The organism is Sphingomonas corticis (genome assembly GCF_012035195.1).
Lineage (GTDB): Bacteria > Pseudomonadota > Alphaproteobacteria > Sphingomonadales > Sphingomonadaceae > Sphingomonas > Sphingomonas corticis.
In genome coordinates this window covers 1-15,820 of sequence record NZ_JAAVJH010000014.1, presented here as the reverse complement: position 1 = coordinate 15,820, position 15,820 = coordinate 1, and the positions used below count along the sequence as shown (strand labels likewise).

The window sequence follows — 15,820 nt, the reverse complement described above, 5'->3', positions numbered from 1 at the left end:
GTTTGTGGAACGATCCTCGCCCCTGTGCGCTTGCGGGACGATGGGGATTGCCGCAAGGATCGCCGCATGAGCGCGGCCGCCGATTTCAGTGCCGAGGGCGACGTCCTGCGGTTCTCCGGCGATCTGTCGCTCGCGCGGCTCGGCACGTTGCCCGACCGGCTGCGCGGCCACGACGGGCAGGTGGCGAGGATCGACCTGTCCGGCGTCGACCGCATCGACACGATCGGCGCGTGGGTGGTCCACCGCTTCGCGCGCGAGCATGACGCGCGGATCGAGGGGCTGTCGGGCGACGCGCAGCACCTGCTCGACCAGGTGGAGGCGGCGGACCAGCCGGTGCAGATGCGCCCGGTCTCCACCTCCTCCTTCCGCCGCGTGCTGGGCGAGATCGGCGACGCGGTGGCGCATTCGGGCCGCACCGCGGTGGGCCTGATCGGCTTCATGGGGGCGACGCTGATCGCCTTCTTCAACGTGCTGCGCCACCCCAAGCGCTTCCGCTTCAACGCCACGGTGCAGCGGTTCGAGGTGGTCGGCGTCAGCGCGCTCGGCATCATCGGCCTGATGAGCTTCCTGATCGGTATCGTCATCGCACAGCAGGGCGCGGTGCAGCTGCGGCAGTTCGGGGCGGAGGCGTTCACGATCAATCTGGTCGGCCGCATCACACTACGCGAACTGGGCGTGCTGATGACCGCGATCATGGTGGCGGGACGATCCGGCTCCGCCTTCGCCGCGCAGCTCGGCACGATGAAGCTGACCGAGGAGATCGACGCCATGCGCACGATCGGCGTCTCGCCGATGGAGGCGCTGGTGCTGCCGCGCACGATCGCGGCGATCGTGCTGATGCCGCTGCTCGGCTTCTATTCCGCCGTGATCGCGATCATCGGCGGCGGCATCCTGTGCTGGCTCAGCCTGGACATCCCGCTGGTCACCTATGTCGCGCGGATTCGCGAGGTGGTGCCGATCACCGACCTGTTCGTCGGCCTCATCAAGGCGCCGGTGTTCGGCGCGATCATCGCCGTTGCGGGCTGCTACCAGGGGATGCAGGTGGAGGGCGATGCGGAGCAGGTGGGATTGCGCACGACGTCGGCGGTGGTGCAGGCGATCTTCATGGTGATCGTGGTGGACGCCTTCTTCGCCGTCTTCTTCGAGCAGATCGGCTGGATCTGATGGCCGACGACGAGACGATCATCCGCGTCCGCGGACTGACCAACCGCTTCGGCGACGCGACGATCCACGACGGCCTCGATCTGGACGTGCGTCGGGGCGAGATCCTGGGCGTGGTCGGCGGGTCGGGTACGGGCAAGTCGGTGCTGATGCGCTCCATCGTCGGGCTGCAATCCCCTGCCGAGGGCGAGATCGAGGTGTTCGGCGAGCCGACGATCGGCCGCGACGAGACCGAGGCGGTGGAGATCCGCAAGCGCTGGGGCGTGCTGTTCCAGGGCGGGGCGCTGTTCTCCACGCTGACGGTGGCGGAGAACGTGCAGGTTCCCTTGCGCGAATTCTATCCCGAGCTGGACCTCGCGCTGCTGGACGAGATCGCCTCGTACAAGGTGGTGATGACGGGCCTGCCGAGCGACGCGGGGCCCAAATATCCGGCCGAGCTGTCCGGCGGCATGAAGAAGCGCGCCGGCCTCGCCCGCGCGCTGGCGCTCGATCCCGAACTTTTGTTCCTCGACGAGCCGACGGCGGGGCTCGATCCGATCGGCGCGGCGGCGTTCGACGACCTGACGAAGGCGTTGCAGCGCACGCTGGGCCTCACCGTCTTCCTCATCACCCACGATCTCGATACGCTCTACGCCATCTGCGATCGGGTGGCCGTTCTGGCCGACAAGAAGGTGATCGCGGTCGGCACGATCGACGAGCTGCTGGCGCTCGATCACCCCTGGATCCAGGAATATTTCAACGGCCCGCGCGGCCGTGCCGCGGTCGCGAGCAAGGAGGACGCCAGCGCCGCGGCCCAGGCCCACGCACACCCGACCGAGGTGACGGAGAAGGCGACCGGCGAGCGCTCGCAAGGCGGGCTGGCCGACAACAATGCGCGTCGCGCGACGACCGACGCCGAAGGAAACCGCTGATGGAAACCCGCTCCAACCATGTCCTCGTCGGCGCCGTGGTGCTGATCCTGCTCGCCATGGTCGCGATCTTCACCGTGTGGATCGCGCGGCTGGCCGGCGGCAGCGAGCGGGAGTACGACATCTTCTTTCGCCAGGCCGTGGACGGGCTGGCGAAGGGGTCGGCCGTCACCTTCTCGGGCGTGCCGTCGGGCCAGGTCAAGTCGATCTCCCTGTGGCGACCCGATCCGCAGTACGTGCGCGTGCGCGTCAGCGTGAATGAGGACACGCCGATCCTGCGCGGCACCACGGCGACGATCCAAGGCAGCTTCACCGGCACCAGCACGGTCAGCCTGGACGGTGCGACCAAGGGCGCGCCGCCGATCGCCTGTCCGGAGGTCAACCCGGAAACGCAATGCCCGCTGGGCGTGCCCGTCATCCCGACGAAGACCGGCGGCATCGGCGCGATCCTGAACAGCGCGCCGCAGCTGCTGGAGCGGCTGTCGACGCTGACCGAGCGGCTGACCGGGCTGCTGACCGACCGCAACCAGGCGTCGATCGCGGGCATCCTGGACAACACCAACCGGCTGACCGACGCACTGGCCGACCGCGGGCCGGAGATCGCCGCGACGCTGGCGCAGACCCGTGTCGCGATCCAGCAGGCGGGCGACGCCGCGCAGCAGATCGGCGAGCTGGCTGGCACGACCAACGGCGTGCTGGCCCGCGACGTGGCGCCGGCGATGCAGAACCTGAACGGCGCCATCAGCGGCATCAAGCAGTCGACCGACGCGCTGAACGCCGCCGTCGCCGACGCGCGGCCGGGCCTCACCACCTTCTCGAAGCAGACCATTCCGCAGGTCAACCTGCTGGTCCGCGACCTTCGCGCCACCTCCGCCTCGCTGTCGGCCATCGCCGAGCGGGTCGAGCAGGGCGGGGCAGGATCGCTGATCGGCCAGCAGAAGCTGCCGGACTACAAGGGGAAATGAGCGCGATGACCAGCTTTCGTCCGGTTCTGCGGCTGCTGCCTGTCGGCGCGCTGCTCCCGCTCGCCGCCTGCATCAGCTTCGGCGCCGATCCGCCCGAGCGGCTGCTGACGCTGAACGCCGCGTCCCAGCCGGAGGCGGGGCAGGCGCAATCCTCGCGCACGGGGCGTGCGATCGTGGTGCAGGTGCCCTCCAGCCCCGCCGCCATCGCCAACACCCGCGTGCCGGTACGCACCGGCGACACCGCGCTCGCCTACGTGAAGGACGCGCAGTGGAGCGAGCCGCCGACGCGGCTGTTCGCGCGGCTGGTATCGGACACCGTCACCGCGCGCGCGGGCATGGTGGTGCTGACCCCGGCGCAGTCGTTCGACGATCCGAGCGCCAATCTGGGCGGCGAGCTGCGCTACTTCGGCCTGGACGCCGCGACGCGCGAGGCGGTGGTCACGTTCGACGCGTCGCTGACCCGCGCCGGGCAGACGACCGTGGAGAAGCGCCGCTTCGAAGCGCGCGTGCCCGTAGCGGCGATCGACGCGGCATCGGCGGGGCCGGCATTGAACCAGGCGGCGAATACGGTAGCGACGCAGGTGGCGGACTGGGTGCGGGGCGGCTAGGCGCGCGGTCATCCCATCATCCGTCATGCCGGGCTCGTCCCTGGCGGCCCGGTGGATGCCGTCATCGGCGCGGCATGACGGCCGGTGGATCGCCATGACGCCCGCATCAAGCCCCATTCCCCCTCCACCCGGCGCGTGATAGCTCCCGGCGTCATGGCCGACCGCCTGCGCCTCGACCGCTTCCTGCCCTACCTGCTGTCGGTGACGTCGAACCGCGTCAGCGAGCGGATCGCGCGCACCTATGACGCGCTGTTCGGCCTATCCATTCCGGAATGGCGGCTGATCGCCGTCATCGCGGAGGCGCCGGGCATCACCCAGGCCGACATCGGCGAGCGTACGCGGATGGACAAGGTGACGGTCAGCCGCGCCGCCATCGCGCTCGCCGCGCGCGGGCTGCTGGAGCGCGCCCCCAATGCCGCCGACCGCCGCTCGCGCCACCTGTCGCTCAGCGCCGCGGGGCACGCGCTGTACGAGCAGGTGGCGCCCAAGGCGCTGGAGCTGGAGCGGCGGCTGTTCGCGCGCTTCGACGCGGGCGAGCTGCGGCAGCTGACGGAGATGCTGCGGCGGATCGACGCCGCGGTGGCGGAGGAGAACGGGTGATGGCCGAAGCGCCGCTGATCGCGGGCGTCGAACTGGGGGGCACGAAGTGCATCGCGATCCTGGCAAGCGGGCCCGACCGCGTGCTGGAGGAGGTGCGCATCCCGACCACCCGGCCGGAGGAGACGCTGCCCGCGCTGGAGGCGGCGTTGGACCAGTGGCGCGGCGTCGCGGCGATCGGCATCGCCAGCTTCGGCCCGGTGTCGATCGATCGCGCGTCGGTGCATTACGGCCACATCACCTCCACCCCCAAGCCGCACTGGGCGAACACCGACGTCGCGCGGCGGCTGGCCGCGCGCTACGGCGTGCCGACCGGTTTCCACAGCGACGTCGTCGGCGCCGCACTGGCGGAGGCGCGCTGGGGCGCCGGCCGGGGACTTGCCGATCTCGGCTACGTCACCGTGGGCACCGGGGTGGGCGCGGGCATGATCGCGCACGGCCGCCCGGTGGACGGCCTGACCCACGCGGAGCTCGGTCACGTCCGCCCGCCGCGGCTGGCGGGGGATGATTGGGGCGGCTCCTGTCCGTTCCACGGCGCCTGCGTCGAGGGGCTGGCGGCAGGGCCCGCCATCGCCGCGCGCACCGGTATCAAGGGCGAGGACCTGACCGCCGACCACCCGGCGTGGGCGCCGGTGGTGGACGCGCTGGCGCACCTGTTCGCGACGATGGTGCTGACGGGCGTTCCGCGGCGCATCGTGCTGGGCGGCGGCGTGCTCGTCGGCAACGACTTCCTGCTGCCGCGCCTGCGCCGCGCCACCGCGGCGTCGCTGGGCGGCTATGTCGCGCTGCCGGAGGTGGAGGACATGGACACCTTCCTCGTCCCCGCCGCGCTCGGCGCGCGGGCGGGACCGCTGGGCGCGATCGTGCTGGGGCGGATGGCACTGGACGCCGGGTAGCCCCTTTACGCGCGCTTAACCCTCCCGGGTTACTCCGTGGCAATATGGGGGGCCAGCCATGCGCATCTTGATCGTGGACGAGGCGGAGGCCGGGCTGCGACCGCATGCGGCGCGGCTGGGCGGCGCGCACGCGCTGGTCCACGCGCCCGACACCGCGCGGGCGGTCGCGCTGGCACGCGCCGCCGCCTATGATGTCGCGATCCTGCACGGTGCCGCGGTGGCCGCGCTGGCGCCGCTGCGCGCGCTCGATCCCGCGCTGTACCTGATCGCCGTCACCTCGCTACCGGTCGCGGCGGAGGTGACGCACCTGCCCGATGCCGCCGCGCTGCCCGCCTTGATCGCCGCGATCGACGCGCGCCGCACCGCCGAGCGTGCGCTGGCCGAGGCGACGGAGGCGCTCGCGGAGAAGGAGCGCCGCGCCGCGCACGACGCGCGCCACGATGCGCTGACCGGGCTGCCCAATCGCCGCCACTTCCGCGAGGCTGTGGCCGCACGCATTCTGGATGGAGGCCGGTTCGCGGTGGCGATGCTGGACCTCGACCGCTTCCGCCTGGTCAACGACACGCTGGGCCACCGCATCGGCGACGGCCTGATCCGCGCCACCGCCCGTGCGCTGTGCGACGGCCTGCCCGGCGGCCTGGTCGCGCGGCTGGGCGCGGACGAGTTCGGCCTGCTCTTCGATGCCGCCGGCGCCCCTGCCGCGGCGATGGAATGCGAGCGGCTGGTCCGCGCGTGCGGCGCCAGCTTCGACGTGGAGGGGCATCTGCTGGAGGGCGCTGCCTGTGCCGGCGTGATCCTGGGCGGCGCGCAGGACGCCGACGCCGACGACCTGCTGCGCCGCGCCGATCTGGCGCTGGGCGACGCCAAGTCGCAGGGGCAGAACCACGTCTGTCTGTTCGACGAGGCGCTGGACGAGGCGCTGCGGCTACGCCACCGCATCGAGAGCGGGCTGGCGCAGGCGATCGGCCGCGGCGAACTGGCGATGGTGTTCCAGCCCATCCTGGCGCGCGACGGGCTGGACGTCGCGGGGTTCGAGGCGCTTCTGCGCTGGGACACGGAGGAATGGGGCACGATCAGCCCCGCCACCTTCATCCCGGTGGCGGAGGAGACGGCGCTGATCCATGCGCTGGGTGACTGGGTGCTGGAACGCAGCCTGGCCGCCGTCGCCGACTGGCCGGGGCAGTACGTCTCCGTCAACTTCAGCCCGCGCCAGTTCCGCCGTCCCAATTTCGTCGGCTACGTGGTGGAGCGGTGCCAGCGCGCGGGCGTCGCGCCGTCGCGGTTGCAGATCGAGATCACGGAGACGGCGATTTTCGACGACGTCGATCACGCCGCGGACACGCTGTATCGCCTGCGCCAGATGGGTTTCCGCATCGCGCTGGACGATTTCGGCACCGGCTATTCCTCGCTCTACAACATCCGCAAGTTCCCGCTGGACGTGCTGAAGATCGACCGCAGCTTCGTCGATGCCATGGTGCGCGAACCCGCCGCGGCCGCCGCGGTGCAGGCGGTGGTGCACCTGGCCGGTGCGCTGGGCCTCGACGTGGTGGCGGAGGGGGTGGAAACGCCGGCGCAGGTCGACCTGCTACGCGCGACCGGCGTTTCGCACCTGCAAGGCTTCCATTTCGGGTATCCGCTGACCCGCGACGATGCGTCGAAATGCGCCATCGCCCGTTCGATCATACAGGACGCGCCCGATTGCGCTGCACCGCAGCGAAGCGCATAACGAGGCGATGAAGAACATGCTCTACGACGCCTACGAGGTTCAGCGGACCTGGCTGGCCTCCGCCAGCGCCTGGGCCAGCGTCAGTGCGGACTGGCTGAACAACCCGGCCAATCCCTTCGCCTATCTCGGCGGCGGCCCGGTGATGGCCAGCGCGCTGGAGGTGTTCGCCCATGCCGCGGCCTCTCGCGGGAAACCCGCCTTCGGCCTCGACCACACGACCATCGACGGTCGCCAGGTCGCGGTGGTGGAGGAGATCGTGCTGCAGAAGCCGTTCGGCCAGCTGAAGCGCTTCAGGCGCGACGGCGTGGAGGGCGGGCCCAAGCTGCTGATCGTCGCGCCCATGTCGGGCCATTACGCCACGCTGCTGCGCGGCACGGTGGAGCGCATGCTGCCGTTCGCCGACGTCCACATCACCGACTGGCGCGACGCGAAGATGGTGCCGATGGAGGACGGACGCTTCGACCTCGACGATTACGTCGACTATCTCGTCGCCTTCCTCGAAGCCATGGGCGCGAACGAGGGGCAGGGCGGCACGCACATGCTGGCGGTCTGCCAGCCCTCGGTGCCCAGCCTCGCGACCGCGGCGCTGATGAGCGCGGACCGGCACCCGTGCCGGCCGAAGACGCTGACGATGATGGGCGGGCCGATCGACACGCGCGAGGCGCCCACCGCGGTCAACACGCTGGCGACCGAGCGGCCCTTCGCCTGGTTCGAGCAGAACGTGATCGCCACGGTGCCGATGACCTATCCCGGCGCGGGGCGGCGCGTGTATCCCGGCTTCCTGCAATTGAGCGGGTTCATGACGATGAACCTGGGCAATCACATGATGAGCCACTGGGAGATGTTCAAGCATCTGGTGGCCGGCGACGGCGAGAGTGCGGACGCCACCAAGTCCTTCTACGACGAATATCGCGCCGTCTGCGACATGACCGCAGAATTCTATCTCCAGACGATCGACGTCGTCTTCCAGAACCACTCGCTGCCCAAGGGCGAGATGTTCCACCGCGGCCGCCGCGTCGACCTGTCCGCGATCGACGACATCGCGATCCTGGCGATCGAGGGCGAGCGCGATGATATCTCCGGCCTGGGCCAGACGAAGGCGGCGCTCACCTGCGCCACCGGCCTGCCGGCGGAGAAGAAGCGCTACCACATGGCCGAGGGCGTCGGCCATTACGGCATCTTCAACGGCAGCAAGTGGCGCGACCGCATCGCTCCGGTGGTGGAGGAATGGATCGCCGCCCACGGGTGAGCGGGATCAGCGCCGCGGTGGCATGCCCTTCGCGCGCTTCAGCTCGACCCGGTACAGCCGGAACGGCGCTTTGCCCAGGTTGGTGACGGCGTGCGGCGGCTCGGACGGCACCCAGATCGCGGGCGGCGCGGGACCGTCCGGAATACGCCCGCGCTCGACCTCCACCAGCCGCCCGTCCTTCACCGCGTAGCGGACGTCGATCCCCGGTTGCGGCTGCTGGATGTGGATCACGCTGGGCCAGCGATGCTCGTGGATCGCCTCGGTCTCGCCGGGCGCCACCTCGACCTGGAGAACGCGCACCTCGTCGTTCTCCAGCAGCACCTTGTGATTGCGCGGCGCCGCGGCGACGGCGTCCAGGTCCGGCGGCACGTCGGCCGCGGCCAGCAGCGCCAGCGCCGCGACGGACGCGCGGATCACTTGCCCTTGCCCGCGAACGCCTGCGCCGCGATCCAGTCCGCCACCGCCTTCCCGTTGGCCGAGCCGGGCGTGATGATGTCGAAATGGTTCGCGTTCGGCGGGACCAGTTCCTCCACCGTGTCGCCGCTCGCCTTCGCCGCGGCGGCATAGGGCTTCATCAGCAGCCCGAGTTCCGCCTCGACCAGCAGCTGCCGCGTGCCGAGTGGCAGATGGTCCGCCGGGCTGGCGATGCGATAGGCGTCGGGCTTCTCCGCCGGCGTTCCGCCCATCAACGGCACGATGACGGGTTGGCCGCAGACCTGCTGGTCGATTCCGACGAAGGGAGCGAGCGCGCCCGGCCCGTCGATCGCCACCACCGACACCGGCCGGATCGCACCCGGTCCATGGGGTGCCGCCAGCCGCGGGCGCGACGCCGCCCATAATCCGAGATGCGCGCCCGCCGAATGGCCGGCGATCGCGACGCGCTTCAGGTCCAGCGGATGCTTCTTCGCCAGCACGGCGACGTGATCCACCCCCTTCGCGACGTCGTCGAACGTGCCGGGCCAGCCAGCACCGGGATCGCCGAGCCGGCGGTATTCGATGTTCCACACCGCGATCCCGCGCGCGCGCAGCGCCTGCGCCAGCGGGGTCGTGCCCGCGCGCGTGTCGAACGACGCGGTCCAGCATCCGCCGTGGATCAGCACGACGACGGGGAACGGCCCCTTGCCCGCGGGCAGCCGCAGTTCGCCCGACCGCAGGTCGTCGGTGCCGTAGCGTTCGACCAGCGTCGGCTTGGGCACCGCCGCCTGCTCGGCGCGCAATTCCTTCATGCCGTCCTGTGCGAGGACGGGCGCGGCGAACAGGCCCGCGGCGAGTACGAGTGAAGTCTTCAGACGCATGATGCCCCCCATCATTGGCGATGGGAGGCATCATCGTCGCAACGCGGGGGCGCCGCAAGGGCGATTGAAGCCCGATCAGGCGGGGCTACCCTCCGCCGTGGTCTGCACCTTGGCGTGGCTGCCGCTCTCGCTCGGCTTGATCGTGCCGCCGAACAGCATCTTCACGCGCCCGCTGAGCGACATGTCCGTCTCCCAAAGCTCCGCCGAGTCGATGTCGACACGCAGCAGCGCCAGATTGGGGTCGCTCTTCCCGCCGGGGAACCACGCCTCGACCTGCTTGTCCCACAATTTGTCGATCAGCGCGGGATCGTTGTCGATCCGCCCGTTGCCGGACAGGCAGGCGAAGTAATCGTGCCCCTTCGACACGAACTGCAGCATCAGCTTGTCCTTGCCGGCAACGCGATTGTCCTTACCGATGAAGAAGAACAAGGTGTCGACCTGGTCCTTGTCGAGCTGCGCGGTCAGCGGCTCGCTGTGCGTCGATCCGTCCGCGGGGCCGACCATCACGAACGGGCTGTCCGCCATCTTCTTCCACAGGTCGGTCTTCAGCTGCTGCGGGTCCGCGTTGCCTTCGTCCTTCTTCGGGTCCTGCGCCATCGTGATCGTCTCCTCTGTCTCCACCGGAGAACGAGAGGGGCGGGCGATGGTTGCCTGTGCGGCACACGTGCCATCGACGGCGGGTAAGGTGATGCAAATCAAAGAGAAAGTGAAAGCCTGGCTGTCCTACGTCCTCCAACAGCGCGTCAGCGGAGGGAAGTGGCGGCGGTCGCGGACAGGTTCCGGCAGGGCCAAGGTCACGGCGGCGGCAATCCTGCCGTCAGCGCACGGAAAGGAACGACACCATGTCTCTTGCCGATCTGTGCTTGGTTCTGGGCGCTCTGTTCGCCTTCGCGACCCTGATCGTGAAGGTCATCGAGGTCAGCCGGAAGTAAGTGCACGGGCGGGGCTCGGGCTGCAACCCGAGCCCCAAACGTGAAGAGCCCCGACCGCTGCAACGACCGGGGCTCGCACAGAAAGGCACCATGTCAATGCCGGGCTTCCATGTAGCGGAAACCGGCTGCCGGTTCAATCACAGCACTTCGAACAGCCCCGCCGCGCCCATGCCGCCGCCGACGCACATCGTGACGACGACGTACTTCGCGCCGCGGCGCTTGCCCTCGATCAGCGCGTGGCCGGTCATGCGCGCACCCGACATGCCGTAGGGGTGGCCGATCGAGATCGCGCCGCCGTTCACGTTCAGCAGCTCGTCCGGAATGCCCAGCTTGTCGCGGCAGTAGAGCACCTGCACGGCGAACGCCTCGTTCAGCTCCCACAGGCCGATGTCGTCCATCTTCAGCCCGTTACGCTCCAGCAGCTTCGGAATGGCGAAGACCGGGCCGATGCCCATCTCGTCGGGCTCGGTGCCGGCCACCGCCATGCCGACGTAGCGGCCGAGCGGGGTGAGCCCCTTCTTGGCCGCCACGCTCTCTTCCATCAGCACGCTGGCCGAGGCGCCGTCGGACAGCTGGCTGGCGTTGCCGGCGGTGATGTTCAGGTCGGGACCCAGCACGGGCTTCAGCGACTTGAGGCCTTCCAGCGTGGTGTCGGCGCGGTTGCCCTCGTCCTTGGAGAGCGTCACTTCCTTATAGGAGACTTCCTTGGTCTCCTTGTCGGTGATCGCCATCGTCGCCGTCACGGGCACGATCTCGTCGTCGAACTTGCCCGCGGCCTGCGCCGCGGCGGTGCGCTGCTGCGAGCGCAGGCCGTATTCGTCCTGCGCGTCGCGGCTGATGCCGTAGCGCTTGGCGACCACCTCGGCGGTCTGCAGCATCGGCATGTAGATGTCCTTGTGCATCGCCACCAGCTCCTTGTCGGGAGCGACGCGCATCTGCGGCGTCTGCACGAGCGAGATGGAGTCGACGCCGCCGCCGATCGCCACGTCCATGCCGTCGACGATCACCTGCTTGGCCGCGGTGGCGATCGCCATCAGGCCCGACGCGCACTGGCGGTCGAGCGACATGCCGCTGACGCTCGTCGGCAACCCAGCGCGCAGCAGCGAGGTGCGCGCGATGTTGCCGGCCTGATGCCCCTGCTGAAGTGCGGAGCCGAAGACGACGTCGTCCACCTCCGCGCCGTCGATCTTCGCGCGTTCCACCGCGGCCTTGATCGCGTGGCTGGCGAGCGTGGGCGAGGGCAGGTTGTTGAACGCGCCGCGATAGGCGCGGCCGATGGGTGTGCGGGCAGTGGAGACGATAACGGCGGAGCGCATGGAATCAGTCCTTTATGAGATGGCGATCAGACGAAGACCTGGGTGATCCACTCGGCGATCATCGCCGGCTTCTCGCTGCCCTCGATCTCCACCGTCGTTTCGGTCGTATATTGGTACTGGCCCGGCCGCTTCTCCTCGAACTCGGTGATCTTCGAGCGGCCGCGCACGCGCGAGCCGGAGGGGACGGGGGCGAGGAAGCGGACCTTGTTGCCGCCGTAGTTGACGCCCATCTTCACGCCGTCCAGCCGGGGGGCGTCGGCGTTCTTCATGGCCATCTGCGGCAGCAGCGACAGCGTCAGGAAGCCGTGCGCGATCGTCGTGCCGAACGGCGTCAGCTTCGCCTTCTCCTGGTCGATGTGGATGAACTGATGGTCACCGGTGGCATCGGCGAACTTGTCGATCATCTCCTGCGAGACGGTGATCCACTCGGACACCGTCTCCTGGCCGATGGCGGCCTTCATCTCGTCGGCGGTCACGGATTTTCCTCCCCTTGCCGGACGCGCTAGAGCGCTCGGCACGCAATAGGCGCGCCGCCCCCCGGCTCGCAAGGCCAAACGAACCGAAAGCTTGAAGATGCCCGCTGCCGTAACGTCCGACACCCTTGCCGCCCTGCGCGCGCTGCATCGGGCGAGCGAACCCGATGTTCTAAAACCGTTGCTGGAGCGGGCGCGGAGCGATTCGGCGGCGCGCGGCCGCACGCTGTCGACCGCGTCGGGCCTGCTCGCCGACCTGCGCGCCGCGCAGGCGCGGGGGTGGGTGAACCGGTTCCTGCAGGAATATCGGCTCAACTCGTCGGAGGGCGTAGCCCTGCTGAGCCTGGCCGAGGCGTTCCTGCGCGTGCCCGATCCGGAGACCGCGGACCTGCTGATCGCCGACAAGCTGGGCGATGCCGACTGGCGCGCGCACACCGGCCAGTCCGCCTCGCGCCTCGTCAACACCGCGACCTGGGGCCTGGTGGTCGGCCGCGTGCTGGTGGGCGAGGGGGAGGCGGGGCCGCTGCGCCGGCTCATCAGCCGCGCGGGGGAGCCGTTCGTGCGCCAGGCGGTGGGCGCGGCGATGCGGATGATGGGCGAGATCTTCGTGATGGGTCGCACCATCGACGAGGCGATGCGGCGGATGCGAAAGCCGGAGAACCGCGGCTTCACCGCCAGCTTCGACATGCTGGGCGAGGCGGCGCGCACCACCGAGGACGCCGAACGCTACTTCCGCGCCTATGTCGACGCGATCGACGCGGTCGGGCGCGATCCCGCCGCGGGCCACTCGGTGTCGGTGAAGCTGTCCGCGCTCCATCCGCGCTACGAGGTCGCGAAGCGCGACACCTGCGTGCCGGCGCTGACGCAGTTGCTGGAGGCGCTGGCGGTACAGGCCGCCGGCCACGGCATCGCCCTGACCGTCGACGCCGAGGAGAGCGAGCGGCTGGAGATGAGCCTGGACATCATCGGCACCGTCGCGGCGCTGCCGTCGCTGAAGGGATGGGAGGGCTTCGGCATGGCGGTGCAGGCCTATGGCAAGCGCGCGAGGCCGGTGGTCCACTGGGCGGACGGGCTCAGCCGGGTGATGAACGTGCGCCTCGTCAAGGGCGCCTATTGGGACAGCGAGATCAAGCGGACGCAGGTCGAGGGCCTGTCCGACTATCCCCTGTTCACGCGCAAGGCCGCGACCGACGTCTCCTATCTCGCCGTCGCGAAGGACATGCTGGAGGCGCCGAACATCCGCCCGGCCTTCGCGAGCCACAACGCGCTGACCGTCGCGACCATCGTCGAGTGGGCAGGCAACAGCCGCGACTTCGAGTTCCAGCGACTGCACGGCATGGGCGACGGCCTGTACGAGCGGCTGGTGCGCGAGCACGGCTACCATTGCCGCATCTATGCCCCGGTGGGCGGGCACCGCGACCTGCTGGCCTACCTCGTCCGCCGCCTGCTGGAGAATGGCGCGAACAGCAGCTTCGTCCACCAGCTCGCCGACGAGCGGCTGAGCGAGGACGACATCCTGGCCGATCCGGTGGCGAAGATCGCGGCGGTGGGCGGCACGCGCCACCCGTCGATCCCGCTGCCCGCCGCGCTGTTCGGCGACGGACGGCGCAACTCGGACGGCATCGATCTCGCCGATCCCGCGGTGCTGGACGATATCGCGGCGAAGGTCGCGAAGCCGGTCGGGATCGCCGCACCGGCGACGGTCGACGTCTCGGGCGCGATCGCCCGCGCCCACGCCGCCTTCCCCACGTGGCAGGCGACTCCCGTGGACGAGCGCGCGGCCTGTCTCGACCGGCTCGCCGACCTGCTGGAGCGCGATCGCGAGCGCCTGATGGCGATCTGCGTGCAGGAGGCGTTCAAGAGCATCGCCGACGCGCTGGGCGAGGTGCGCGAGGCCGTGGACTTCTGCCGCTACTACGCGGCCGAGGCGCGCGCGAAGCTGCACGCGGTCGAACTGCCGGGGCCCACGGGCGAGCGCAACACGCTCCACCTCGACGGACGCGGCGTGTGGGCGACGATCGCGCCGTGGAACTTCCCGCTCGCGATCTTCCTCGGTCAGACCGTCGCCGCGCTGGTGACGGGGAACACCGTCGTCGCCAAGCCCGCGCCGCAGACGCCGGCCATCGCCGCCGCCGCGGTCGCGCTGGCGCACGAGGCGGGCGTGCCGAAGGACGCGCTGATCCTCGTCCCCGGCGGGCCGGAGGTGGGCGCCGCGCTGACCGCCGACGCGCGGGTGCAGGGCGTGGCCTTCACCGGCTCCACCGCAACGGCGAGAAGGATCGCGCGCGCCCTGCTGGAAGACGACGCGCGCCCGATCGTGCCGCTGATCGCGGAGACGGGCGGGATCAACGCGATGATCGTCGATTCCACCGCCTTGCCCGAGCAGGTCGTCGCCGACGTCGTCACCAGCGCGTACCGCTCCGCGGGCCAGCGCTGCTCCGCGCTGCGACTGCTGCTGGTGCAGGAAGATATCGCCGACGGGCTGATCGCGATGCTGAAGGGCGCGATGGACCTGCTGACGATCGGCGATCCTGCCGATCCGCGCACCGACGTCGGCCCGGTGATCGACCGCGCCGCCTACGACCGGTTGATGTCCTACCGCCAGTCGGTGCAGGATCGGTGGCTGAAGACGGTCGCGGTGCCGCAGGACGGCCTCTACGTGCCGCCGACGCTGATCCGGCTGGAGAGCGTGGAGGCGCTGACGCAGGAATGGTTCGGCCCGCTGCTCCACGTCGCGACGTGGAAGGCCGGAACGCTGAGCGAGACGATCGCGCGGGTGAACGCTAAGGGCTATGGCCTGACGATGGGACTGCACAGCCGCATCGCGCGCGCGGGCGAGGTGGCGGAGGCGGAGGCGGCGGTCGGCAACCTCTACGTCAACCGCTCGATGATCGGTGCGGTGGTGGGATCGCAGCCGTTCGGCGGCGAGGGGCTGTCCGGCACCGGGCCGAAGGCGGGCGGGCCGCACTATCTCTACCGCTTCTGCGCGGAGCGGGCCGTGTCGGTGGATACGACCAGCGCGGGCGGGAACGCCACGCTGCTGAGCCTGGACGAAGGGGGGATTTGAGGCGTCGCGCCTCGGGTGCTCACGCGAAGGCGGGAGCCCAGGGGCCGCGAACGCTGACGCCCGTGGCCGTGGGCCCCGCCTGCGCGGGGGTGCGAGGGGATTACCGGCAGCGCACCGGGTTCTTGTTGCGCTCCACGGAGCGGCCGAGCAGCGCGCCGCCGCCCGCGCCCAGCAGCGTGCCGAGCGTTCCGCCGCCCACCACGTTGCCCAGCACGCCGCCGGCCAGGCCGCCGACGACCAGACCGGTCGTGCCGTCGTTGCGCTTGCAGTACACGCGCCCGTCGTCGCCGCGGTAGACGCGGTCGTTGGCGCCCAGGCGGCGCTCGCGATAATTGCCGCGGCGATAGCTGTCGCGCGGGTTCCAGTCGCGATCGTCTTCGCGCCACTCGCGGTCGCGGCGCTGCGCGTCGGCGGGGGCGGTCGTCATCGGCACCGCGACGGTGGCGAACAGCGCGGCGGAGAGGAGGGCAAGTTTCATCGTGGAATTCCTTTCGCCTCGACTAGGGTCAGGACCCATTGATGTGAGCGTTGCGATCTGATTCAGGCTCCGCAAGGAGACCGGAATGAGCGACCTGTTTTGGCTGACCGACGAGCAGATGGAGCGGCTGCGGCCGTTCTTTCCCAAGA

Annotated in this window: 15 protein-coding genes; 9 read left to right on the top strand and 6 right to left on the bottom strand. The window is 70.2% G+C overall.

The features are described from left to right. Positions 1-66 precede the first annotated feature (66 nt). The 8 genes from HBH26_RS16470 (at position 67) to HBH26_RS16435 (ending at position 8,110) form a co-directional block, all read left to right on the top strand. Positions 67-1,164: an ABC transporter permease gene (locus HBH26_RS16470; RefSeq protein WP_168135737.1), complete on the top strand. Its 1,098-nt coding sequence runs from the start codon at positions 67-69 to the stop codon at positions 1,162-1,164. Continuing rightward, entirely contained in the window at positions 1,164-2,072 is a 909-nt protein-coding gene (locus HBH26_RS16465) for an ABC transporter ATP-binding protein (RefSeq protein WP_168135736.1), read from the top strand. Before HBH26_RS16470 ends, HBH26_RS16465 begins: the two co-directional genes overlap by 1 nt. After that, a complete protein-coding gene (locus HBH26_RS16460) occupies positions 2,072-3,034 on the top strand; it encodes an MlaD family protein (RefSeq protein ID WP_168135735.1) in 963 nt (320 codons plus the stop codon). The genes HBH26_RS16465 and HBH26_RS16460 overlap by 1 nt, the downstream gene beginning before the upstream one ends. A gap of 5 nt (positions 3,035-3,039) precedes the next feature. Further along, complete coding sequence (locus HBH26_RS16455) at positions 3,040-3,642, top strand: ABC-type transport auxiliary lipoprotein family protein (RefSeq protein WP_168135734.1); 603 nt, start codon at positions 3,040-3,042, stop codon at positions 3,640-3,642. Between the two features lie 153 nt (positions 3,643-3,795). Further along, on the top strand, positions 3,796-4,242 hold the full coding sequence (locus HBH26_RS16450) for a MarR family winged helix-turn-helix transcriptional regulator (protein WP_168135733.1): 447 nt from the start codon (positions 3,796-3,798) through the stop codon (positions 4,240-4,242). Then, positions 4,242-5,135: an ROK family protein gene (locus HBH26_RS16445; RefSeq protein ID WP_168135732.1), complete on the top strand. Its 894-nt coding sequence runs from the start codon at positions 4,242-4,244 to the stop codon at positions 5,133-5,135. Before HBH26_RS16450 ends, HBH26_RS16445 begins: the two co-directional genes overlap by 1 nt. Positions 5,136-5,193: 58 nt before the next feature. After that, entirely contained in the window at positions 5,194-6,861 is a 1,668-nt protein-coding gene (locus tag HBH26_RS16440; protein WP_168135731.1) for a putative bifunctional diguanylate cyclase/phosphodiesterase, read from the top strand. Between the two features lie 16 nt (positions 6,862-6,877). Next, complete coding sequence (locus tag HBH26_RS16435; protein ID WP_168135797.1) at positions 6,878-8,110, top strand: polyhydroxyalkanoate depolymerase; 1,233 nt, start codon at positions 6,878-6,880, stop codon at positions 8,108-8,110. Positions 8,111-8,116: 6 nt separating this feature from the next. Here the strand turns inward: HBH26_RS16435 and HBH26_RS16430 are convergent, their stop codons facing one another. From HBH26_RS16430 to HBH26_RS16410, 5 genes are all read right to left on the bottom strand, one after another. Further along, the gene (locus HBH26_RS16430; protein ID WP_168135730.1) at positions 8,117-8,527 is read right to left on the bottom strand and encodes a cupin domain-containing protein; all 411 of its coding nucleotides are present in this window, start codon (positions 8,525-8,527) and stop codon (positions 8,117-8,119) included. Continuing rightward, positions 8,524-9,405 carry an alpha/beta hydrolase family protein gene (locus HBH26_RS16425; protein WP_168135729.1) on the bottom strand — a complete coding sequence of 294 codons (882 nt, stop codon included), beginning with the start codon at positions 9,403-9,405 and terminating at the stop codon, positions 8,524-8,526. Before HBH26_RS16425 ends, HBH26_RS16430 begins: the two co-directional genes overlap by 4 nt. A 75-nt stretch (positions 9,406-9,480) precedes the next feature. Then, a complete protein-coding gene (locus tag HBH26_RS16420; protein ID WP_168135728.1) occupies positions 9,481-10,002 on the bottom strand; it encodes a pyridoxamine 5'-phosphate oxidase family protein in 522 nt (173 codons plus the stop codon). A 472-nt stretch (positions 10,003-10,474) separates the two neighbouring features. Next, entirely contained in the window at positions 10,475-11,653 is a 1,179-nt protein-coding gene (locus tag HBH26_RS16415) for an acetyl-CoA C-acyltransferase (RefSeq protein WP_168135727.1), read from the bottom strand. Between the two features lie 26 nt (positions 11,654-11,679). Beyond that, positions 11,680-12,114: a MaoC family dehydratase gene (locus tag HBH26_RS16410; protein ID WP_168135796.1), complete on the bottom strand. Its 435-nt coding sequence runs from the start codon at positions 12,112-12,114 to the stop codon at positions 11,680-11,682. 112 nt (positions 12,115-12,226) lie between these two features. On the opposite strand from HBH26_RS16410, the gene HBH26_RS16405 reads away from it, so the two are divergent. Continuing rightward, on the top strand, positions 12,227-15,193 hold the full coding sequence (locus HBH26_RS16405; protein ID WP_168135726.1) for an L-glutamate gamma-semialdehyde dehydrogenase: 2,967 nt from the start codon (positions 12,227-12,229) through the stop codon (positions 15,191-15,193). 100 nt (positions 15,194-15,293) lie between these two features. Here HBH26_RS16405 and HBH26_RS16400 read toward each other — a convergent pair whose 3' ends face one another. Next, a complete protein-coding gene (locus HBH26_RS16400; RefSeq protein ID WP_168135725.1) occupies positions 15,294-15,671 on the bottom strand; it encodes a glycine zipper 2TM domain-containing protein in 378 nt (125 codons plus the stop codon). Positions 15,672-15,820 lie beyond the last annotated feature (149 nt).

Excerpts from the sequence above, each read along its gene's own strand:
- HBH26_RS16470 (WP_168135737.1), top strand. The coding sequence starts at position 67 with ATGAGCGCGGCCGCCGATTTCAGTGCCGAGGGCGACGTCCTGCGGTTC.
- HBH26_RS16465 (WP_168135736.1), top strand. The coding sequence starts at position 1,164 with ATGGCCGACGACGAGACGATCATCCGCGTCCGCGGACTGACCAACCGC.
- HBH26_RS16460 (WP_168135735.1), top strand. The coding sequence starts at position 2,072 with ATGGAAACCCGCTCCAACCATGTCCTCGTCGGCGCCGTGGTGCTGATC.
- HBH26_RS16455 (WP_168135734.1), top strand. The coding sequence starts at position 3,040 with ATGACCAGCTTTCGTCCGGTTCTGCGGCTGCTGCCTGTCGGCGCGCTG.
- HBH26_RS16450 (WP_168135733.1), top strand. The coding sequence starts at position 3,796 with ATGGCCGACCGCCTGCGCCTCGACCGCTTCCTGCCCTACCTGCTGTCG.
- HBH26_RS16445 (WP_168135732.1), top strand. The coding sequence starts at position 4,242 with ATGGCCGAAGCGCCGCTGATCGCGGGCGTCGAACTGGGGGGCACGAAG.
- HBH26_RS16440 (WP_168135731.1), top strand. The coding sequence starts at position 5,194 with ATGCGCATCTTGATCGTGGACGAGGCGGAGGCCGGGCTGCGACCGCAT.
- HBH26_RS16435 (WP_168135797.1), top strand. The coding sequence starts at position 6,878 with ATGCTCTACGACGCCTACGAGGTTCAGCGGACCTGGCTGGCCTCCGCC.
- HBH26_RS16425 (WP_168135729.1), bottom strand. The coding sequence starts at position 9,405 with ATGCGTCTGAAGACTTCACTCGTACTCGCCGCGGGCCTGTTCGCCGCG.
- HBH26_RS16420 (WP_168135728.1), bottom strand. The coding sequence starts at position 10,002 with ATGGCGCAGGACCCGAAGAAGGACGAAGGCAACGCGGACCCGCAGCAG.
- HBH26_RS16415 (WP_168135727.1), bottom strand. The coding sequence starts at position 11,653 with ATGCGCTCCGCCGTTATCGTCTCCACTGCCCGCACACCCATCGGCCGC.
- HBH26_RS16410 (WP_168135796.1), bottom strand. The coding sequence starts at position 12,114 with ATGAAGGCCGCCATCGGCCAGGAGACGGTGTCCGAGTGGATCACCGTC.
- HBH26_RS16405 (WP_168135726.1), top strand. The coding sequence starts at position 12,227 with ATGCCCGCTGCCGTAACGTCCGACACCCTTGCCGCCCTGCGCGCGCTG.
- HBH26_RS16400 (WP_168135725.1), bottom strand. The coding sequence starts at position 15,671 with ATGAAACTTGCCCTCCTCTCCGCCGCGCTGTTCGCCACCGTCGCGGTG.